The 19856-nt window shown below is 71.0% G+C and carries 22 protein-coding genes; 13 read left to right on the forward strand and 9 right to left on the reverse strand.

Features of this window, described 5'->3' with window-relative positions; genetic code table 11:
- Positions 1 to 77: 77 nt before the first annotated feature.
- Positions 78 to 1184, forward strand: a complete 1107-nt coding sequence (locus ELQ40_RS00355; protein ID WP_164863427.1) for a phosphatidylserine/phosphatidylglycerophosphate/cardiolipin synthase family protein — start codon at positions 78 to 80, stop codon at positions 1182 to 1184.
- A gap of 26 nt (positions 1185 to 1210) precedes the next feature.
- Here the strand turns inward: ELQ40_RS00355 and ELQ40_RS00360 are convergent, their stop codons facing one another.
- Positions 1211 to 2092, reverse strand: a complete 882-nt coding sequence (locus ELQ40_RS00360; RefSeq protein ID WP_127791829.1) for a carbohydrate kinase family protein — start codon at positions 2090 to 2092, stop codon at positions 1211 to 1213.
- Between the two features lie 176 nt (positions 2093 to 2268).
- Here ELQ40_RS00360 and ELQ40_RS00365 point away from each other — a divergent pair, with 176 nt between their 5' ends.
- From ELQ40_RS00365 to ELQ40_RS00380, 4 genes are all read left to right on the forward strand, one after another.
- Complete coding sequence (locus tag ELQ40_RS00365) at positions 2269 to 3186, forward strand: DNA-3-methyladenine glycosylase (RefSeq protein ID WP_127791831.1); 918 nt, start codon at positions 2269 to 2271, stop codon at positions 3184 to 3186.
- A 191-nt stretch (positions 3187 to 3377) separates the two neighbouring features.
- Complete coding sequence (locus ELQ40_RS00370) at positions 3378 to 4346, forward strand: acetylxylan esterase (protein WP_127791833.1); 969 nt, start codon at positions 3378 to 3380, stop codon at positions 4344 to 4346.
- A gap of 5 nt (positions 4347 to 4351) precedes the next feature.
- A complete protein-coding gene (locus ELQ40_RS00375) occupies positions 4352 to 5548 on the forward strand; it encodes a low temperature requirement protein A (protein ID WP_127791835.1) in 1197 nt (398 codons plus the stop codon).
- Positions 5549 to 5663: 115 nt separating this feature from the next.
- The gene (locus ELQ40_RS00380) at positions 5664 to 7028 is read left to right on the forward strand and encodes a hypothetical protein (RefSeq protein ID WP_127791837.1); all 1365 of its coding nucleotides are present in this window, start codon (positions 5664 to 5666) and stop codon (positions 7026 to 7028) included.
- Between the two features lie 45 nt (positions 7029 to 7073).
- On the opposite strand, the gene ELQ40_RS00385 is transcribed toward ELQ40_RS00380, so the two are convergent.
- Positions 7074 to 7469, reverse strand: a complete 396-nt coding sequence (locus tag ELQ40_RS00385; protein ID WP_127791839.1) for a helix-turn-helix domain-containing protein — start codon at positions 7467 to 7469, stop codon at positions 7074 to 7076.
- A gap of 103 nt (positions 7470 to 7572) precedes the next feature.
- On the opposite strand from ELQ40_RS00385, the gene ELQ40_RS00390 reads away from it, so the two are divergent.
- Positions 7573 to 9855, forward strand: a complete 2283-nt coding sequence (locus tag ELQ40_RS00390) for an LLM class flavin-dependent oxidoreductase (RefSeq protein WP_127791841.1) — start codon at positions 7573 to 7575, stop codon at positions 9853 to 9855.
- 43 nt (positions 9856 to 9898) lie between these two features.
- Here the strand turns inward: ELQ40_RS00390 and ELQ40_RS00395 are convergent, their stop codons facing one another.
- The 3 genes from ELQ40_RS00395 to ELQ40_RS00405 form a co-directional block, all read right to left on the reverse strand.
- Positions 9899 to 10417 carry a hypothetical protein gene (locus tag ELQ40_RS00395; RefSeq protein WP_127791843.1) on the reverse strand — a complete coding sequence of 173 codons (519 nt, stop codon included), beginning with the start codon at positions 10415 to 10417 and terminating at the stop codon, positions 9899 to 9901.
- Positions 10418 to 10432: 15 nt separating this feature from the next.
- The gene (locus tag ELQ40_RS00400) at positions 10433 to 10744 is read right to left on the reverse strand and encodes a hypothetical protein (protein WP_127791845.1); all 312 of its coding nucleotides are present in this window, start codon (positions 10742 to 10744) and stop codon (positions 10433 to 10435) included.
- A gap of 219 nt (positions 10745 to 10963) precedes the next feature.
- Complete coding sequence (locus ELQ40_RS00405) at positions 10964 to 11377, reverse strand: hypothetical protein (RefSeq protein ID WP_127791847.1); 414 nt, start codon at positions 11375 to 11377, stop codon at positions 10964 to 10966.
- A 178-nt stretch (positions 11378 to 11555) separates the two neighbouring features.
- On the opposite strand from ELQ40_RS00405, the gene ELQ40_RS00410 reads away from it, so the two are divergent.
- Both ELQ40_RS00410 and ELQ40_RS00415 read left to right on the forward strand, forming a co-directional pair.
- Positions 11556 to 11792, forward strand: a complete 237-nt coding sequence (locus ELQ40_RS00410) for an antitoxin (RefSeq protein ID WP_127791849.1) — start codon at positions 11556 to 11558, stop codon at positions 11790 to 11792.
- Positions 11789 to 12133, forward strand: a complete 345-nt coding sequence (locus ELQ40_RS00415; RefSeq protein WP_205649391.1) for a type II toxin-antitoxin system PemK/MazF family toxin — start codon at positions 11789 to 11791, stop codon at positions 12131 to 12133. Before ELQ40_RS00410 ends, ELQ40_RS00415 begins: the two co-directional genes overlap by 4 nt.
- 16 nt (positions 12134 to 12149) lie before the next feature.
- Here the strand turns inward: ELQ40_RS00415 and ELQ40_RS00420 are convergent, their stop codons facing one another.
- Positions 12150 to 12353 (reverse strand): hypothetical protein, encoded by a 204-nt coding sequence (locus tag ELQ40_RS00420; protein WP_127791851.1) that lies wholly within the window; start codon positions 12351 to 12353, stop codon positions 12150 to 12152.
- A 224-nt stretch (positions 12354 to 12577) separates the two neighbouring features.
- Between ELQ40_RS00420 and ELQ40_RS00425 the strand changes: the two genes are divergently transcribed.
- The 3 genes from ELQ40_RS00425 (at position 12578) to ELQ40_RS00435 (ending at position 14478) form a co-directional block, all read left to right on the forward strand.
- Positions 12578 to 13267 (forward strand): hypothetical protein, encoded by a 690-nt coding sequence (locus tag ELQ40_RS00425; protein WP_127791853.1) that lies wholly within the window; start codon positions 12578 to 12580, stop codon positions 13265 to 13267.
- A gap of 11 nt (positions 13268 to 13278) precedes the next feature.
- Positions 13279 to 13500: a hypothetical protein gene (locus ELQ40_RS00430; RefSeq protein ID WP_127791855.1), complete on the forward strand. Its 222-nt coding sequence runs from the start codon at positions 13279 to 13281 to the stop codon at positions 13498 to 13500.
- 159 nt (positions 13501 to 13659) lie between these two features.
- The gene (locus ELQ40_RS00435; protein ID WP_127791857.1) at positions 13660 to 14478 is read left to right on the forward strand and encodes a DNA/RNA non-specific endonuclease; all 819 of its coding nucleotides are present in this window, start codon (positions 13660 to 13662) and stop codon (positions 14476 to 14478) included.
- Between the two features lie 15 nt (positions 14479 to 14493).
- On the opposite strand, the gene ELQ40_RS00440 is transcribed toward ELQ40_RS00435, so the two are convergent.
- The 3 genes from ELQ40_RS00440 to ELQ40_RS00445 all read right to left on the reverse strand — a co-directional run bounded on the left by ELQ40_RS00440 (position 14494) and on the right by ELQ40_RS00445 (position 17168).
- Positions 14494 to 15783 (reverse strand): type II toxin-antitoxin system HipA family toxin, encoded by a 1290-nt coding sequence (locus ELQ40_RS00440; protein WP_164863428.1) that lies wholly within the window; start codon positions 15781 to 15783, stop codon positions 14494 to 14496.
- Positions 15780 to 16079 carry a helix-turn-helix domain-containing protein gene (locus tag ELQ40_RS18665; protein WP_164863429.1) on the reverse strand — a complete coding sequence of 100 codons (300 nt, stop codon included), beginning with the start codon at positions 16077 to 16079 and terminating at the stop codon, positions 15780 to 15782. Before ELQ40_RS18665 ends, ELQ40_RS00440 begins: the two co-directional genes overlap by 4 nt.
- 114 nt (positions 16080 to 16193) lie before the next feature.
- Positions 16194 to 17168, reverse strand: coding sequence for a cation diffusion facilitator family transporter (locus ELQ40_RS00445; protein ID WP_205649392.1), 975 nt, complete (start codon positions 17166 to 17168; stop codon positions 16194 to 16196).
- Between the two features lie 63 nt (positions 17169 to 17231).
- On the opposite strand from ELQ40_RS00445, the gene ELQ40_RS00450 reads away from it, so the two are divergent.
- The gene (locus tag ELQ40_RS00450) at positions 17232 to 18776 is read left to right on the forward strand and encodes an FAD-dependent monooxygenase (protein ID WP_205649393.1); all 1545 of its coding nucleotides are present in this window, start codon (positions 17232 to 17234) and stop codon (positions 18774 to 18776) included.
- 153 nt (positions 18777 to 18929) lie between these two features.
- The gene (locus ELQ40_RS00455; RefSeq protein ID WP_127791861.1) at positions 18930 to 19847 is read left to right on the forward strand and encodes an NAD(P)-dependent oxidoreductase; all 918 of its coding nucleotides are present in this window, start codon (positions 18930 to 18932) and stop codon (positions 19845 to 19847) included.
- Positions 19848 to 19856: the final 9 nt, after the last annotated feature.

The following is a 19856-nucleotide window of genomic DNA, read 5'->3' on the forward strand; positions in this document are numbered from 1 at the left end:
GTCAGGGGCGGCACAATACTGAGGAAGACTCGATCACACGGCGCTCGCACGCCGAGCACCCGACCTCAGGGGGAGCCATGCCGATCAGGGTGGGCGGAATCGAACTGCACGTCGGGCCGACCTCGGTCGGCGGACCCGACGACCTCGACCGCGCGATCCGCGAGTTCATCGAGGGCGCCGACCATTCGCTCGCGATCGCCGTGCAGGAGATCGACTCGCGGCCGATAGCCGAGGCCATCGTCGCCGCCCGGCAGCGCAAGGTGAAGGTCCGCATCATCGTCGAGGGCGACTACCTCACCGAGGAGAAGGCCGTCGCCGACCCCTGGACCGGTCGCGGCGCCCACGACGAGAATCGCGAGATCCTCTCGGCGCTCCTCAAGACCCGCGTCGACGTCGTCAGCGACCTCAACCCGAAGATCTTCCACCAGAAGTTCATCGTGCGCGACAGCGGCAAGTCGGGCGCCGCCGTGCTGACCGGATCGACGAACTTCACGCGCACCGACACCGGCACGAACGCCGTCACGGGCGCGGGTGCCGGGCAGAACCTCAACCACGTCGTGATCCTGCACGGCCAGCGCGCCGCCACCCAGTACCTGCGCGAGTTCGATCGCATGCGGTCGGGCACGTTCGGGGCGCTGCACGACCGCGTAGAGGCGAGCCCGTCGGAGTTCGGCCTGCCGAAGCTGCGGGTCAAGCCGCTGTTCGCGCCGCGCCACGGCCCCGAGATGGAGATCATGAAGCAGATGCTGAAGTCGAAGCAGCGCATCGACTTCGCGATGTTCACGTTCGCGCAGTCGTCGGGCATCGACGACACGATGATCCGGCTGCGGCCGACGCTCGGCAGCATCCGCGGGGTGCTCGATCGCGACCAGGGCGCGGCGGAGTGGGCGGCGACCACCGGCCTCGGTGCGGGCGGCGTCGAACTGTTCGCCAATCGGCGCGGCAGTGGGGTGCGCAAGCTCCACCACAAGCTGATGGTCATCGACGAGCGCCTGACGATCGTGGGCAGCTTCAACTACACGGCACCGGCGAACACGCTGAACGACGAGAACATCGTGGTGCTCGGCGACCTCGAGGAGCAGGACTCCGCCGCCGAGGACGCGCAGCGGCAGGTCGCCGCCTACGCGCTCGCCGAGATCGACCGCATCATCGCCGACCTCTCGGTGCCGGTGCCGGTGGTCTGAGACGGCAGCCGGTGGGTTGAGGCCGGTCAGCCGAGGATCGGATCGAGCACCGGGTGCAGGTGCCGGGTGCCGAGCACGGATGCCGCGTGCTGCGCACCCGCGCGCAGCGCGTCGTCGACTGGGGCTCCCGCGAGGGTGGCGTCGAGCACGCCGGCCATGAACGCGTCGCCGGCCCCGTTGGTGTCGCGCACGTCCACCGGGACCGCCGCGACCCGGTGCAGCGTCGGGTTGCCGTCGCCGTTGCCGTCGCTGTCTCGCGCGACCGCGATCGCCCCTTCGGCACCGAGCGTGCACACCGCGAGCGACGCGCCGCGCTCGACGACCGACCGCAGGAACGGCAGCGGGTCGCCGATGCGGTCGCCGTTCATGAACACGGCGTCGGATGCCTCGAGGAACGGGCGGTGGAACTCGGCCGCGCCGTCGTAGTCGTGCAGGTCGGTCCAGATGGGCCGACCGGTCGCGACAGCGTCGGGCACGAGTCGCCGCGAGCGTTCCGCGAGGTCGAGCACGATCACGTCGGCGCCGGCCATGGCGGCGATGACGTCGGATGCGGGGCCGTCGGGGGCATCCGTCGGCGTCGACAGGTAGAGCGACACGCGCTCGCCGGCCGCGGTCATCAGGTTGCAGTGGCGTTCGGTGCGATCGGATGCCTCGGCCAGCAGTTCGACTCCGGATGCCCCGAGGGCCTCGCGCACGCGCCGGCCGTCGGCATCGTCGCCGATGAGGGCGTGCAGCGCGACATCGCGGCCGAGCGCCGCGAGCCCGAGGGCCTTGCCGGCGGAGGTGCCGCCGACCGTCTCCCACTCGTCGAGCGCGAACTGCATGTGCGGGGTCGGCTCGGGGAGCCGGTCGAGCAGGACGATGCGGTTCCACGAGGCGGGGCCGACGATGCAAACGCTTGCAGGCATGTGCCGAGCGTACTGCCCCGGCGGCAGACGCCGGATTCAGGAGATCGGAAGCTGCTCAGGACGAGAACGGCGATTTCGTCCTGAGCAGCTTTCCAACTCCTGAATCGGGGAGTGCACGCCACGTCGCTGGGGCTCTCGCACAGGCGGCGGTCGGCGGCAGGGGTCAGACTGGAGCGGTGATCGCCGAACACCGTCTCGACTGGGAGCCGCGGCATCCGACCGACCTGCGCCTCACGGTCGGCGGGCTGCGCCGCGGCCCCGGCGACCCGGCCTACGCGACCGGGCCCGACGGATCGATCTGGCGGGCGACGCGCATGCCCGAGGGCGTCGCTACCGTCCGCCTGCGCCGCATCGACGAGCGGATGCTCCGAGCCGAGGCCTGGGGTCCGGGCGCGGCCGCGGCCGTCGCGCAGGCGCCCGAACTCTGCGGCGACGGCGACGACCCGGGCGCCTTCGAGCCGCTCCTCCCGGTGCTCCGCGACGCGCACCGGCGGTTCGAGGGGCTGCGCGTGCCGCGCTCCGCGCGGGTCTTCGAGGCGCTCGCGCCGGCCATCCTGGAGCAGAAGGTCATCACGCTGCAGGCGCACGAGTCGTGGCGCCGGCTGCTGCACCGCTTCGGCGAGGTCGCGCCCGGGCCGACGCCGCGGCCGATGCGGGTGCCGCCCGCGGCCGCGACGTGGGCGGTCATCCCGGTCTGGGAGTGGCACCGCGCCGGCGTCGACCCGCGTCGCGCGGGAACCATCGTCACCGCGGCGAAGTTCGCCGACCGCATCGAGGAGGCGGCCCGGATGCCTCCGGCCGAGGCCACGGCGCGGCTCACGCACTTCCCGGGCATCGGCGCGTGGACCGCGGCCGAGGTCGCGCAGCGCGCGTTCGGCGACGCCGACGCGGTGTCGGTCGGCGACTACCACCTGTCGAACTTCGTCGGGCATGCACTCGAGGGTCGCGACATGACCGACGACGAGATGCTGGTCGCGCTCGAACCGTGGGCGGGCCAGCGCTACCGCGTCATCCGGCTGCTCGGCCACGCCGGGGTGCGCGGCCGGCCGAGCCGCGGCCCGCGGATGCCGTTCGTCGACCACGCCTGGCACTGAACCCGCGGTCCGGCAGGCGGAGCGCGCGACGATCGGCTCGGACTCGTTACGCTGGCGGTCGGCGCGCAGTGCCGCAATACACCAGTGCCGCAATACACCAGTGCCGCAATACACCAGTGCCGCACTATCCCAGTGCCGCATTACCGCAGTGCCGCATCACCGCAGTGTCGCGCCGCCACGGAAGGAACCGGATGCCCCGCCTCGACCTCACCCGCGCAGAGCTGCACGAGTACCGGCCCCAGGTCGCCGAGCCCGCCGACTTCGACGCGTTCTGGGAGCGCACGCTCGCCGAGTCGCGAGCCGTCGCCGAGTCTCCCGAGCTGACGAAGGTCGACTCGCCGCTGAAGCTCGTCGACGTCTACGACCTCGACTTCAGCGGGTTCGCGGGCGACCGGGTGCGCGGATGGGTGGTGGTGCCGGCCGGGACGACCGAGCCGCTGCCGACCGTCGTCGAGTTTATCGGATACAACGGCGGGCGGGGCCTGCCGCACGAGAGGCTCGGCTGGGCGGCATCCGGGTACGCGTGGGTCTACATGGACACGCGCGGGCAGGGCAGCCAATGGGGCACGGGCGGTTCGACGCCCGACCCGCACGGGTCGGGGCCCGCGGTGCCGGGGTTCATGACCCGCGGCATCCTCGACCCGGAGCAGTACTTCTACCGGCGCGTGTTCACCGACGCGGCCCTGCTGCTCGACGCGGTGCGCGGGTTCGAGTTCGTAGATGCCTCGCGCATCGCGGTCACCGGTACGAGCCAGGGCGGCGGAATCGCCCTTGCCGCGGCCGGCCTCACACCCGGGCTCGTCGCGGCGATGCCCGACGTGCCATTCCTCTGCCACTTCGAGCGCGCGGTCGGCCTGATCGATCGCGACCCGTATCAGGAGGTCGTGCGGTTCCTCGCGGTGCATCGCGACGCGGTCGAGCAGGTGTTCACGACGCTGTCGTACTTCGACGCCGTCAACTTCGCGAAGCGGGCGACGGCGCCCGCACTGATCTCGGTCGCGCTGATGGACCCCGTGTGCCCGCCGTCGACCGTGTATGCGGCGGCGAATCACCACGCCGCCGGGGCCGAGGTCGTCGAGTACCCCTTCAACGAGCACGAGGGCGGCATCGGGGTGCAGTGGCAGCGCCAGGCGGCCTGGCTCGCGGAGCGGATCGGCTGACCGCCATGGCGTTCGGGCTGGGGCGCAACGTCCTGCGGGATCGGTCCGGTACCGGCTCGGGCGCCGGCTCCGACCGGGTGACCTACGTCGAGCTGTTCTTCGACCTGGTCTTCGTGTTCGCCTTCACCCAGCTCGGCTCGTACCTGTACGAGCACCAGACGCCGACCGGCGCACTCGAGGGCGCCATCATGGTGTGCGCGCTCTGGTGGACCTGGGTCTCGACGACCTGGGTCACCAACTGGCTCGACCCGGTTCGGCTCCCGGTGCGCATCGCCGTGATCACGCTCGCCCTCGTCGCGTTCGTGATGAGCGTGTCGATCGGGCAGGCGTTCGGGGATCGGGCGTACGGCTTCGCCGTCGCCTACGTCGTGCTCCAGCTCGCACGCACCGGGTTCATCGTGTGGGCGACCGTGCGGCACGACCGTCGGGCCGCCCACGACTTCACGAGCGTGTTCGCCTGGACCGCGCTGGCGTGCGCGCTGTGGGTCGGCGGCGCGCTGCTGCCGCAGCCCCTGCAGTTGCCGGTCTGGATCCTCGCGCTCGGCGTCGAGCTGCTGGGCACGGTGGTGGGGTATCCGCTGCCCGGTCGTCGCCGCGTGGAGATCGCGGCGTGGGACCTCTCGGGTCCGCACATCGCCGAGCGCACCTCGCTGTTCGTGCTCATCGCGCTCGGCGAGGGCCTGCTCGTGACGGGCTTCGAGGTCGCCGCGAAGGAGACCTCGGTCGAAGTCGTGGTCGCGTTCGTCACCGCGTTCGTCGCCGCGGCCGCGTGCTGGTGGATCTACTTCGACCACGGCGAACGGGTCGGCGCGGAGGCGATCGAGGCGTCCGAGACGCCGGGTCGCCTCGCGCGCACCGCGTACACGTGGGTGCACCTGCTGGTGATCGCCGGCATCGTGCTGCTCGGCGTGGGCGACAAGGAGGTGTTGGGGCATCCGCACGAGCAGTCGGTCGCCGCGGTCGTGACGGTGCTCGGCGGGCCGGTGCTGTTCCTCGTCGGCACGGCGCTGTTCCGCCGGGTGATCGATCGCCGGTGGCCGCCGGCGCACCTGTGGGGGCTCGCCGGGCTCGCCGTGGTGCTGGCGGTGACGCCCTGGCTCGACGCGATCGCGACCGCGGTGGCATCCGTCGCCGTGCTCGTCGCGACCGCCGTGGGCGAGACGATCGTGCGGTGGCGGCAGGGGCGCCGCGCGGGCGGCTGAACGGGCAGATCACGGCGACCGGTCGTGCAGGATCGGTGCCAGCACCGAGCCGATCGACCGGACACCGGTGTACGGTCGACGCACCCTGAAGCCCGAACCCTCCGAGGGGGCGCACGTGACGACCTCGATCGACGCCGGTCCGCTGCACGAGTCCGGCGACGTCGCCGCCTTCCGTGCCTCGCACGCGCACTGGAAGCAGTTGGCGAAGACCAGCGAATACCGCCGCACCTACGCCGGATGGTCCACCGCGGTCGGTCCGTTCGTGCTCGGCGTGCTCGGCGTCGGCTTCGGGGTGTTCCTCTGGTTCCAGGTCGGCATGCCGATGCTGAGCCGCCTGTGGGAGGGAACGATCTGGGGGAGCCCCGCGATCCTCGTGGCGTTGCCCCTGTCGATCGCGGCGGTCATCGGCATCGCGGTGGTCGTGCGGTTCGTACGACGCGCGGTGCGGCTGCGCATCCCGTGGCGGCGGTGGGAGCGCCTCGACCGGTATGCGCGGGCGAACGGGCTCTCGTACACGCCCTGGGGTGAACCGACGAGGTCGGCGTCCGAACCGAGGTGGAATCCCGCCGCGCGGTTCCTCGAGTTCCGCGACGTCCTGCGGCGGCCCGACGGCACGCTCATCGCCGAGCGCCACCACACGAACGAACAGGTGCTGAACCGGTGGAGCGAGGACCAGCCGCGTCACTACCACCGGTCGATCAGCCGGCGAGGTCAGGTGCAGGTGCCGCTCGGCCGCACGTTCCCGCAGTTCTCGCTCGAGGCGGTCGACGGGTGGGCGTTCATCGACGCCGACGAGCGGTACCGCGTCGCGCTGCCCGGTGTCGACGACTTCGCGCTCTACGCCGAGCCCGAGTTCGTCGACGAGGCCCGGGCGCTGTTCACGCCCGTGGTGCTCGACGCGTTGCGCGCGACCGGACTTCGCCTGTCGGTCACGACGTGGAACGAGTCGGCTCGCATCTCGTCGCCCGCCGTGATCGCCCCTGACGACAGTCGCCGGCACGCGCAGCTGTTCGCGATCGCCGACCTGCTGCAGGCCAACGCGGTGGCGACGGATGCCCCGCTCATCCCCGATCCCGAACCGGAGCCGGCGCCGACGGATGCCTCGGGCACACCGTTGCCCGAGGGGGCGATCCTGGCGAAGGAGTACTTCGGTGCCATGGGTCGTCAGCTCGGCTTCAGCGCGGGCGCGGTGGACCAGCCCGGCGCCGGGGCGTTGCGGCGACCGGACGGGGCGGGCATCGCGGGTGCCGGCGGCGCCGACGGCGGGATCGCCGGCCCGGCCGCGCGGGCGCGCGCGGGATTGCCGAAGCGGGGAGCGGGGATCTCCGTCGAGCGGGTGCCGGAGCATCCGTCTCGGGTGTGGGCGCGGCTGATGGTCGCGCTCGGGGTGATCGCACTGATCTTCGTCGCCCTGTGGGTCGCGAAGGGGCTGCTCAGCGGCGACTGGTCCTGGTCGGTGGGGTCGTCGGCGACGCCGTAGGCCGCGTTGCTCGCCGAAACCTGCGCCGTCGACCTGAGTACTCGGTCAGGCGCGTTCCGCCGCCGGCTCCGCCCGTCGCAGCTCCCACGTGACGAGGGGCTGCAGCAGTTCGATGAGCTGCAGGCCGAGCGAGCTCGGCGTGTACGTGATCGAGACGGGCGTGGTCGGGCGCACGTGGCGTTCGAGCAGCCCCTCGGCCTCGAGTTCGCGGAGCCGGGCGCTCAGCACCCGATCGGAGATGCCGTCGACGGTGTCGCGGTACTCCGAGAACCGGCGCGCGCCGCGGACGCCCGCGAGCAGGATCGCCGCGTTCCACTTGCGGCCGGCGAACTCGATGGAGCCGGTGAAGCGACGGCAGGCCGCCTCGTCGATGTGACCGAGTTCGCGCAGGCGCGCGCTGCGCCGGGCGCCGATCTCGTCGTCTGGGGCGTCGTCGGACATTGCGGGGCCTCCAACCTGCTTACTTCGAGTAAGCAGCTTACCCCCACCGTGCGCGCGGAGGGGCATCCGTTCGAAGATGGGACCCTCGCGAGATCGGAGCACCATGCACTACGGACGCCCGCTGCAGTTCGGCACCTTCATCACCCCGACGAACGACCCGCCGCTGCAGCCCGTGCGCCTCGCGCAGATCGCCGAGCAGGCCGGATTCGACCTCGTCACCTTCCAGGACCACCCGTACCAGCCGGGCTTCCACGACACGTGGACCCTGATGAGCTGGGTCGCCGCGGCGACCGAGCGGGTCCACGTCGCGGCGAACGTCCTGAACCTGCCGTTGTCGCGCGAGCCCGTCGTGCTCGCGCGGGCCGCGGCCAGCCTCGACCTGCTGTCGGGCGGGCGCTTCGACCTCGCGCTCGGCGCCGGCTCGTTCTGGGACGCGATCGAGTCGGTCGGCGGCACGCGCATGACGCAGGGGCAGGCGATCGACGCGCTCGCCGAGGCGATCGGCATCATCCGCAGCACGTGGGATGTCTCGGACCGCAGCCGCTTCCACGTCGAGGGCGAGCACTACCGCGTCACCGGCGCAAAGCGCGGGCCGGCGCCCGCCCACGACATCCCGATCTGGCTGGGCGCGCTGAAGCCCCGGATGCTCCGCCTCACGGGCCGTCTCGCCGACGGCTGGCTGCCCTCCCTCGGCTACATGCAGCCCGGCGAGTACGCCGAGTCGGCCGCGCGCATCGACGACGCCGCGGTCGCCGCGGGCCGCAACCCGGCCGAGGTGCGACGCCTCCTCAACATCTTCGGCCGGTTCTCGGCGGGGACCGGCGGGCGCCTGCTCGACGGTCCGCCTGAGCAGTGGGTCGAGCAGCTCCTGCCGTTCGCGGTCGAGGACGGCGTCGACACGTTCATCCTCGCGAGCGACGATCCGTCGGCGATGGCGCAGTTCGCCGCCGAGGTCGCTCCGGCACTCCGGGAGGCGGTCACGCGCGAGCTGGGCGGCGCCGATGGTGCGGCGGATGCCCCGGCGAAGCCGATCCGGTCGAGCATCGCGCTCGCGAAGCGTCGCGACGGGATCGACTACGACGGCGTGCCCGCGTCGCTCGCGGCATCCGTCATCGAACCCGGCGACGCCGGGTACTCGCGCGTCAGCTCGACCTACATGCGCGGCGGATCGCCGGGCATCGTGCTGCAGCCGACCTCGACCGCCGAGGTCGTCGACGCCGTCGCGTTCGCCCGCGACCACGCGCACCTCCCGCTCAGCCTGCGCAGCGGCGGGCACGGCATCTCAGGCCGCTCGACCAACGACGGCGGGCTCGTCATCGACCTGTCACGGCTGAACCGCATGGAGGTGCTCGACGAGGCATCCCGGTTGGTGCGCATCGAGCCCGGCGCACGCTGGCAGGACGTCGCCGCCTTCCTCGCGCCGCATGGCTGGGCGCTGTCGTCGGGCGACTCCGGCGGAGTGGGCGTCGGCGGCCTCGCGACCGCCGGCGGCGTCGGCTGGCTCGCCCGCGAGCACGGCCTCACCATCGACCACGTGCGCGCCGTCGAACTCGTGCTCGCCTCGGGCGAGACCGTTCGGGCCAGCGCCGACGAGCGCCCCGACCTCTTCTGGGCCGTGCGCGGCGCCGGCGCCAACATCGGCATCGTGACGGCGTTCGAGTTCGAGGTCGACGTCGTCGGCGACCTCGGATTCGCGCAACTCGCGTTCGACGCGAGCGAGACCGCCGAGTTCCTGCAGGGGTGGGGCGACTGGGTCGTCGACTCGCCGCGGGACGTCACGAGCTTCGCGATGTTCGGCGGTTCGCGGCCGGGGCAGCCGGTCTATGCGCAGGTCATGTCGGTCATCGACTCCGACGACCCCGACACCGTGCTCGCACGGTTGCAGCCGCTCGCCGAGGTCGCGCCGCTCGTCGGCCAGGAGGTGCGCATCACGACCTATCGCTCGATCGTCACCAACGCGGGCGACGGCGCCCACCACGGGCAGGGTCAGCCGACCGCGCGGTCCGGGCTGATCGGGCGCATCACGCCCGAGTTCGCGCGTGACGCCGCGCGGTTCCTCGAGTCGGGTGCGACGAACTTCTTCCAGCTCCGGTCGATCGGCGGGGCGGTGCACGACGTGCCGGCGGATGCCACGGCCTTCGCTCACCGAGACGCCGAGTTCTCGATCGTCGCCTTCGGCACCCGCGGTGCGCACACCAGCGAACGCTGGGACGAGCTCATCGGACCGCATTTGAACGGGTCGTACCTCAGCTTCGAGACCGAGCAGGGCGCCGCGCAGATCGAGGCCGCCTACCCGCCCGCGACGCTCGAACGCCTCCGCGCGATCAAGCGCGAGGTCGACCCGACCGACCTGTTCCGCGACAACGGGGCGGTGGGGGTGGGGTGAGGGTTGTCGATCACGACGTCGTCATCGCGCGGGCACCGGATCGCTACGGGCGGAGGCCGTCCGGCAGGTCGACCAACTGCAGTCGACGCAGCAGCGACGGCAACCGTCCGGGCCCCCAGGCCGCCATCACGCGGTCACCGACATCCAGGTGCGCGATGAACCCGTCGCCATGCGGTCGGTGCCAGAGCGCATAGTCGGCTCCCGCGATGGTGGCAGACGTGGCTGTCCAGCTCCCTCGGTCACTGGCGACCGCGTCCGCCTCCGCGTGGATCGACTCCATGAGCGTGACGAATTCCGGGCGCGGCAGTCCGTTCGGGAATGTCTGCAGCATCCAAGACACGGCGGCCAAGTTCGCGACCGAGACCGCGTCGGTGAGGACCCCGTGCGGGCTGCCGTCCTCGGTGAAGCGCTGGCCGAGCCGGGCGATCGTCCGGAGTGTGATCACCCGCCCACCGTCGACGAGCGGGACTTCCACGGAGATTTCGGACCGCACACCGTGGTCGGTGCCCGTTCCGGCCACCCGTGTTCCGGGTGGCTGAGGATCCGGAACGAGGGTCAGCATGATCGCCTCGAAGACCTACTCGCTGCGTGATGCGTCGGGGAAGCGCCAGCGCCTCGGGCGGTCGGCGACGCTCTCACCCCGGATGCGGGCATCCACGTAGCGCATGACGAGCCCGCCGGCGATCAGAGCTGCGCCAAGCGGCATCAGCAGCAGGCGTGCGATCGTGAGCACCGCGTCGAACACCATCGCGGCGGTCTGCCAGTCGTTCGTGTTCGGCGCCCACCAGGTGTTCAACGCCTGCGGCGCCAAGATGACGAGCAGCGCGCCGACTGCGGCGGTTGCGACGCCGACCCAGATGGTGTTCCGGGGCATCGTCTCGATGGTCATCTGGCTCCTTCGCGGGACAAGTCGGCCCTCGATCGCTCCGCGTCACGGACACCGGCAGCGACGGCTTTCCGGATCACCCAGTACAGCGCATACAGCGCAACTGCTCCGAGGGTTACGAGGAGGGAGATGCCGGAGAGCGGATCCATGCGCCCCAGACTTCCACGCCCGACGCGGGCGGGGCAACGAGCATCCGTCACCGGTGTCTGCGGCGGGGTTTCGTCATCCTCGGGTGTACACGTTCGACGCGACCGCGACGTACCCGTCGGGTGCGGGGGTGTGGTCGGGGCGGACGATGAAGTCACCGGCGGGGCCGCCCAGCCCGAACCCCGACCCGCCTTGACCGCACGAGACGACCCATTCGGTGTCGTTCGGGTAGGCGAGCAGGCAGACGGATCGGCGGTCGTTCGAACGGAGCAGGTACAGGTCGCTGTCGTTGTGACTGCCGACCAGGCGGCTGCTCGAGAGATCGGCCTCCCCGAACGCATGGTCGGGCAGGTCGGTGGGTACCTCGTCTCCAGCCGTGCGGTCGCGCTCGAGCGCGGCGAATCCGGAGCCGGGTTGGACGCAACCGGACAGCACCGCGACGGAGAGCACGACTGCGACGACCGACGAACACCTGAGCGCTGAAGCCATGCGCAAACTCTGGCAGGACCAGGCCGCGTGCGGGCGAGTCATCCCCAGCGTTCAGGCGCCATAAGCAGTGGATCGCTGTTTCGCAGTCGAGGCCTCGGCAGATCGCGTCCAGGGTGGTGAACCGAACGGCTGAGGCCTGACCCGGCGACGGCCCATCCTCCGGCGGTATACTCAGAGTATGACCACGACGATCAAAGTGAGCAACGAGCTCCGCGATCGACTCAAGGAGCAGGCCGCGCGCGACGGGCGCACCCTCGGAGCACACCTCTCGCGACTGGCGGACGCCGAGGACCGCAGACTGCGGCTGCGCGCACTGCAGACGGCGATCGCCGAGACATCCGGCGGCGCGCGCCGATCGCATGCGATGGAAGCAGCCGATTGGGAGCGGACCGAACTCACCGACGTCGAGTCGTGAGCGGCGAGGAGCTCGCACCCGGCGTCATCGCTTGGGCGTCACTCGAACCCGTACGTGGCCGCGAACAGGGCGGCCACCGGCCGGTCCTCGTCATCGCCTCAGCGGGATACCTGGAAGCGGTCACGACACTCGCGATCGTGCTGCCGATCACGACGACCGACCGTCGCTGGCCCAACCACGTCGCCGTCGACGGACCGAGCGGCTTGGACCGACCGTCGTGGATCATGACCGAGCAACCCCGAACGCTCTCCCGCGACCGCCTCACGAGCATCGCCGGCCGGGTCTCGCCTGCGTGTCTCAGCGAGGTGCGGCTGTGGCTGGGCGACTTCCTCGATCTCTGACGCGTCTGACTGCGCCTCAGCGCAAGTACTGCCGCAGTTCATCCTCGCCGACGGACAAGCCGGCCTCGTCGAGTCGCTGCCGGAGCACCTGCTCCTCGTCCTGCGCGTGCCCGAGGCGCACGTCCTCGCGCACCTGCGCGAGCAGCCCGCGGATCTGCTCGGCGCGGGTGGCCTCGTTCGCGCCGTCCTCGACGGGGGCGTCGCTCATTCCGTCGCTCATGTCGTCCTCCTCGCGGACCTCGACCGCCCGATGCGATCGGTCATCCTCCGATGGTCGTCGCCGGGCGTCAGCGGGTCGAGCCCGTTGACACCGCGGCCGACGCGTGCTGACACAGTGCTCAGCGGAGCCCTGCAGCCCGTCTAGGGTGGGGACAGTCGCAGGGCTCGCAGGATGCTCGCGCGAATTCGTTGCGGTGCTCAAGGCCGACCATCCTCCCGCCATGGATGGGAGAGCTCCAGCGCCGCATGCCGTTGCTCGGTGGGAGATCGCGATGGGATGCCTGCGCCAAGGAGAGAGGGATCCACGTGCGCCCTGGTCGTCTCGGTGGACTGGTCACGTCCGGCTTTGTCGTCGTCGGCGCCTTCGGGATGGTCTTCGTACGAGCGTTCGGTGACCGCGGAGACGGATGGGACGACATCCGCGAGTTCGTTCCATTGCTTGTCGGCGTCCTCGCGGGCTCAGTCATCCTCATTGTCGGATTCACGGTGTATTCCACGGCGCGGGATCGCCACCTCGCCCGGAGGTATCCGGGGGCGGAAGTGTTCACAGTCGATCTGACGCCCAACCTGAAGCGCACGCTCCGATCGACCCCTGACAAGCGGGCCCCAGCGCGTACACCGGGTATCTTCACGGTGGTCGGATCCGTCGAGGGCTTGAGTTTCTGGGTCGGTTGGCCGCTGGCGCCGAATAAGTTCTGGCAGTTGGATTGGCGCGAAGTCGCCGACTTGCAACCGGCGCTGTTTCCGCTGAAGTACAAGACGGTCCGCGGGATCCGCGTGGTCACTCACGACTCAGCCGTTGTCGTGGAACTCGCTCCGTACCAATTTCGCGCGTTCACGGTCACGTGGGATGAATCGCAGATCGACGCACTCATCACTGCGATGCAGCGGCAGCGCGCCGCCAGGGTCGGGTGAAGGTGACAACGATGGATGGCGCGCGCGTTTGGGTTGGGATCATCGCGATAGCCGTCGGCGTCGTGCTGATCGCATTTCGTCGCCCGATAGCGCATGCAAACGCCAAGGCTTTGCGCGAGCGGTTCGGGCGGGTGGCGGGCGGCTCGGCGACAAAGTCCACCCCCGGAAACGCCATGTTCGTGGGTTTCGTCTGCATTGCCATCGGCGCATTCAACGTCCTTGTCGCGCTCTGAGCGGTTGATCCAATGCTGGGGCGGTATTGAGCCTGGGTGCCATTTGCCGACCGTGCTCGCGAGTGAGGGGACCGTCGTCGGGCGGATGGGCAGGCGACGTGGCGCCACGCGCCGTCACGCGGCTTCGCCGGTGTCGCAGGTTCGTGGTCGACTGAGGGCATGGGGTTCGATGCACGCTTCCTGGGGGTCGAGGCGGCGCTGCCGCGGGTACCCGACGCCGACGCCGACACGACCGTCGAGCTCGACTACCTGCACTTCACCGTGCTGCTCGACACCGGGCGACGGTTCGCCCGCGTGACGGGCGTCAACATCGACGGCGCGAACCTCATCGACCTCGAACGCGGCGACGACTGGCGGCTCGACGAGCGAATCCCGGCCGACTGGCAGGCGGGGCCCGCGGTGTACGCCGCGAACGACCTCGATCGGGGTCACCTGGTGCGGCGTCGGGATCCGGTGTGGGGGCCGCGGGCCGTCGCGGCGCGTGCCAACTCCGACACGTTCCACTACACGAACGCGGCGCCGCAGGCCGGCGGATTCAACCAGTCGAAGGAGCTCTGGCTCGGCCTCGAAGACCATGTGCTCGCCTTCGCCGAGACCAACGACCTGCGCCTGAGCGTGTGCACCGCACCCGTGCTCGCGGCGGGCGACCCGCCGTACCGGGGCATCCGAGTGCCGTTGCGGTTCTGGAAGGTCGCTGCCTGGCGCGACGGCGACGCGCTCGCCGCCGTCGGGTTCGTGCTCGACCAGTCGCCCGTGCTCGACGAGGCCGATCTCGAGCGGGGGGCGCGGCCGGTCGAGCCCGGTGTCGCGGGAGTGCCCGCGCTCGGCCCATTCCGTACGTTCCAGGCGCCGATCGCCGACGTCGCCGCACTCGCCGGGGTCGACATGCCCGAGTGGGTCGCGGCCGACCGGTTCCCACAGACCGCCGTGGCTGCCGGGTGGCGCCGCATCGACGAGCCGGCCGACATCATCGCCTGACGCCACCGAGCGCAGTCATGCGTCGGCCGCGAAGCCGATCTGATCGGCGTCGAATGCGACCGCCATCCGCTCCTGCTCGGTTACGGGCACGCCGAGCTTCGTCGCGACCGCCGGCCAGTCGCCCACTGCCCGTGCCACCGTGTGGAGGATCTCTCGAGCGGCGGGTGCCTTGAGTTGGAATCGGTCCGCATGTTTGACGAGCAGGCGGACGTCGCGAGCTCGGGGATCGTCCTCCGCACTGATCTGCCGCGCGCTCACTGTTCCGCGCATCGAGACCGGGTTCAGGTCGAATGCCGGAGCGAGCCTCCAACCCGTGCCTGCTCTCAGGAAGCCGTGGTTCCGCCAATGGTCGTCGACGTTGTTGATGAGGACGCTCACGGCGATTCGTCCGAACATCTCCCGGAGATCGGCGCCGGGATCGGCGGAGAGATCGCTGATCGTGTCGGTGAACTCGTCGTACGAGATTCCGTCGCCGGAGAAGTCGCCGAGCTCGAGCGCCGTGCGCGCCGAGATGTATCCGATCCGTCGGCCGGCTTCGGTTCGGTCGAACCGCTCGGTGATGAGCACGCCCCGACGCTCCCCGTGCAGCGACCATCGCGGCGTCGCGAGACCGGCGTTCCGTGCGAGCGTGAGGGCGACGGCCTCCCATCGTTCGATGTCGACATCGCGGTCATCGGAGTGCGGCAGCTTCGCGATCGCCAGGCGTCCCGCACCGGTGAGGATGTTCGCCTTCGGACGCGCCCCGCCAGGCGAGGTGGCCACGTCGTTCAGGTACGCGATGTCCGCGTCCGTCGCGGCGCCGGTCTCGTACCGTGCGGCGGTCTCGACGACTCTGCCGAGGTCGTGCAGGTTCGCGACGCCATCGTCGCCGGAGAGCCAACCCGTGTCGTCCTCCTCCTGGCCACCATCGACGCGTGCCCGAAGGCGGATCGCCCCCATCCGTGTGAAGTCGGCGACGCCCGTGAGGAAGTCGTACTTCCCGATCCTGGTCGGCAGGGTCGGATCGTCTCGCAGCCGGTTCGCGTGGTTCGCCCGGATGATCCGTTCACCCCAGTCGTCGGGAGCGGCGTCGCTGAATGCTCCGAAGAGTACTTGGCCCTCAGGGGTGTACTGCGTCGTGGTCGTGAACGGCAGGTCGGGGGAGAGTTCGTACCGATCTGAGCGGGCGAGGTATTCGGACGCGTACGTGAATGCCGTACCCGCAAGGTTCCTCCCGCCCTGGAACGACGGCCGCAACGTGCCGGCCCGAACCGGCGCGTCCGCCAGGTCGTCGACCCAGACCGCGACCTCGAGCTGATTCGTCACAGCTCGCCGCCTCCGGCGATGATCGCGTCGATGCGCGGTCGTGCCGATTCGCTGCGATACGGGTCGGATGCGTGCACGACGGTCTCGGCGATGCCGATGACGCTCAGCACGGCGAGCACCGAGTCGAATCTCGCGGCTCCCGTTCCGGTCTCGATTGCACGTAGGGTGTCGCGGGTCACGGAGGCGCGGTTGGCGAGTTCCGAGGCCGTGAGGCCGTTGACCTTCCGCCAGCGTCGGACGTTCTGTCCGAACTCCCGCTGGAGACGTTCGCGCTTCAGGCTCGATCGTCTGACCATGACCCCTCCGAAGGTTTGCGATCTCGGTCGGGTGAAATGACCGATATAGACGCCACAATCATCTACTATGACGTTTATACCTGTCAAGCCTGGGATCTTGCCCTCGCCTGCGCCTCACAGCGTCGGCGTCAGCGCCTCCTCGTCGGGCGCGCTCAGCGTCAGCACGGCGGCGCCGACGTGGTCGTCGCGTGCAATCGCCCGTTCGAGCCGTCGCAGCTCCTCGGCGACGTGGCGCTCGGGCTCATCGCCGGCCAGGTCGACCGCGGCGATGAGCAGCACCCGCCCCGGGCCCACGTACTCGAGGTGCAACTGCGTCACCCGGTCGATGTCGGGCAGGGCGAGCAGCCGCCCCAGTACTTCGTCGCGCACGGCGTCGTCGACCGCCTCGCCGATGAGGAACGCCCGGTTGCGCGCGATGAGCACGACCGCGACGATCGCGAGGACGACGCCCACCAGGATCGACCCGATCGCGTCGGGCACGGGCGACCCGGTGACCTGGTGCAACAGCACGCCCGTGAACGCGATCACCAGGCCGACGAGCGCCGCCGCGTCCTCCGCGAAGACCGCCCGAAGCGTCGGGTTCGAACTCGAGACCACGTGCGAGAGGGTGCCGACGCGCCGCCGGCGGGCGTCGCCGCGGGCCTGGCGCAGCGCCCGGGTGAACGAGACGCCCTCCAGCACGAACGAGATGCCGAGCACCACGTACGCGATCACGTAGTCGCTCGCGGGCTCGGGGTCGACCAGCTCCGAGATGCCGTGCTGGATCGACACCACCGCGCCGACCGTGAACAGGCCGAACGCGGCGAACATCGACCAGACGTACGCGTCCTTGCCGTACCCGAACGGATGCCTCCGGTCGGCCGGCCTCGCCGACCGCCGCTCGGCGATGACGAGCAGCACCTCGTTGCCCGTGTCGGCCCAGGAGTGCGCGGCCTCGGCGAGCATCGACGCCGACCCGGTGAGCCACGCGGCGACCGACTTCGCGATCGCGATCAGGGCGTTCGCCGCGAGGGCGATGAGCACCGTGGCGAGGCTCTCGCCCGAGGCATCCGTCGACGGGGCATCCGCCTTCGTGTCGTCGTCGGTCACACGGCCCCCTCCCGCCGAAATCGAGTCTGGCACCCGCACCCGTCGGGGTGCGAGAGTGGGCGGGTGACCGGGGGCGAAGAGATCACGACCGAGGTACTCGTGGTGGGCGCAGGGCCGACCGGCCTGATGCTGGCGGTGACGCTGGCGCGGCTCGGCGTCGACGCGGTCGTGATCGACGGCAAGCCCGGCCCGACTCGCGAGTCCCGGGCCCTCGTGGTGCAGGCGCGGTCGCTCGAGGTCTACGACCAGCTCGGGCTCATCGAGCCTGTCCTCGCCGAGGGCGCCTCGGCCATCGCCCTCGTGCCGGGCGCCGGTGCCCGACCCTTCGGGCGGTTCGACCTGCGGCTCGCCGGGCGCGATGTCTCCGAGTTCAACGACGTCTTCGTGCTCGAGCAGAGCAAGAACGAGCGGATCCTCGCCGACGCGCTCGACGTGGACGGCCGGCCGCCGCTCTGGCAGCACCGGCTCGTCGACCTGCGGCCCGCAGCGGGCACCTCGATGGATGCTGCGACCGGCGTGGTGGCCACCCTCGACGGCCCGGATGGCGAGGTGCGCGTGCGGGCCCGCTACTGCGTCGGAGCCGACGGCGCGCATTCGGCCGTTCGAAAGGCCATGGGGGTCGCCTTCTCGGGCGTCACGAACGAGCACACGTTCTTCGTCGCGGACGCGACCGGCACGACCGGGCTCGTACCCGAGTCGATCAACGTGCGCGTCGCCGAGGACGACATCCTCCTCGGGTTCACGATGGGCGGCCCCGGCCGCGACCGGCTCCTCGGTGTCGTGCGCGACCGCGATCTCGAACCCGACGGAACCCTGCCCGAGCAGCTCGTGCGCGACCGGATGCGCGATCACTTCGGCGTCGAGTACCGCGAGCGCACCTGGTTCGCGACGTACCGGCTGCACCACCGGGTCGCCGATCGGTTCCGCGTCGGACCGTGCTTCGTCGCGGGGGACGCCGCCCACATCCACTCACCTGTCGGCGGCCAGGGCATGAACACCGGCCTGCAGGATGCGCACAACCTCGCCTGCGCGATCGCCGACGTGGTGCTCGGCGGGATGCCCGACAGTCGCCTCGACCGGTACGAGGCCGAGCGCCGTCCGGTCGCCCGCACCCTCGTCGAGACGACCGACCGGCTGTTCGCCGCCGTCACCTCGGAGTCGCGCACCGCGCGCCTCGTGCGCGGCCGGCTGGCACCGATCGTCGGACCGGTCGCCATCCGTCTGCTCCCGCTCCTCATCGGTCGGCGTCGACTGTTCGGGTACGTCTCGCAGACCCGCATCCGCTATCGGATGTCTCCACCCGACGCGCGCGTCGCACCCGCCGATCCCGCGGTCGGCCTGCGGCTGCCGTGGGTCGGCGACAACCACGTCGCGCTGCGCGCGTTCTCGTGGCAGGTGCACGGGTACGGGGCATCCGCTGCGCTCGTCGAACGGATCGCCCGCGACCTCGGCGTCGAGCACCACGTGTTTGCGCCCGACCCGCACGGGCGCCTGCGCGCCGACCGGGTGTACATCGTGCGACGTGACGGGTTCGTCGCGGCCGCGGCATCCGCCGATCCCGATCGCCGGGGCGTGCCGCTCGCGTTCGTCGAGCAACTCGCCGGCTGACGCATCCGCCCAGGACTGGATTCAGGAGATCGGAGGCAGGTCAGGAGCCGATGCGCAGAATGGTCCTGAGCAGCCTCCGATCTCCTGAAACCGGCACTGGGCGCGGCTGATTCGGGCGTACCGTGGATGCGACACCGGAGTCGAGGAGGGGCCATGGCCGCGATCGCGTGGATCGGACTGGGACACATGGGCGGGCCGATGTCGGCCCACCTGCTGGCGGCGGGGCACGACGTGCGCGGCTTCGACCTCGACCGGGCGGCACTCGATGTCGCCGAGGCGCGGGGCATCCGGGTGTTCGACTCGATCGCCGAGACGGTCGACGGCGCCGAGGCGGTGTTCACGTCGTTGCCACGCAACGAGCATGTGCACGAGGTGTACGACGCCGCCGGCGGCGTCTGGTCGACCGCGCCGTCGGGTGCGCTGCTGCTCGACACGTCGACGGTGGATGTCGCGACCTCGCGCTGGTGCCACGACGAGTCGGCCGCGCGCGGGTACCGGTTCGTCGACGCCCCGATCTCCGGCGGTATCGCGGGCGCGATCGCGGGGTCGCTCACCTTCATGCTCGGCGGGTCGACGGCGGATGTCGCGGAGGCGCGGCCGCTCGTCGAACCGATGGCCGGGCACGTGTTCGACCTCGGGGGCCCGACCCTCGGGATCGCCGCGAAACTCGCCAACAACCTGATGCTGTTCGTGTCGCTCGTCGGCGTGGCCGAGGGCGCCCAGCTCGCCGCGTCGCTCGGCCTCGACCCGCAGCGGTTCTTCGACGTCGCGTCGGTGTCGTCGGGGGAGTCCTGGCCGTTGCGTACCTGGTATCCCGCGCCCGGCGTCGTGCCGACCAGCCCCGCGAACCGCAACTACGACGCCACCTTCTCGACCGCGCTCGCCGAGAAGGACCTCGGGTTCGCGCTCGCCGCGGCCGAGGCATCCGGGCTGTCGACGCCGGCCGCGCAGCTCGCGCTCGAGCAGTTCCGCCGGCTCATCGACGAGGGGTATGCGGGCAAGGACGCGAGCCTCGTCGCGAAGTTCCCGTCGCCCGACGGGCGGGTCGCGGGGTTCGACCCGGCGGGGTGAGCGGCGACC

Origin of the sequence: Agromyces sp. LHK192 (assembly GCF_004006235.1) — a bacterium.
Lineage (GTDB): Bacteria > Actinomycetota > Actinomycetes > Actinomycetales > Microbacteriaceae > Agromyces.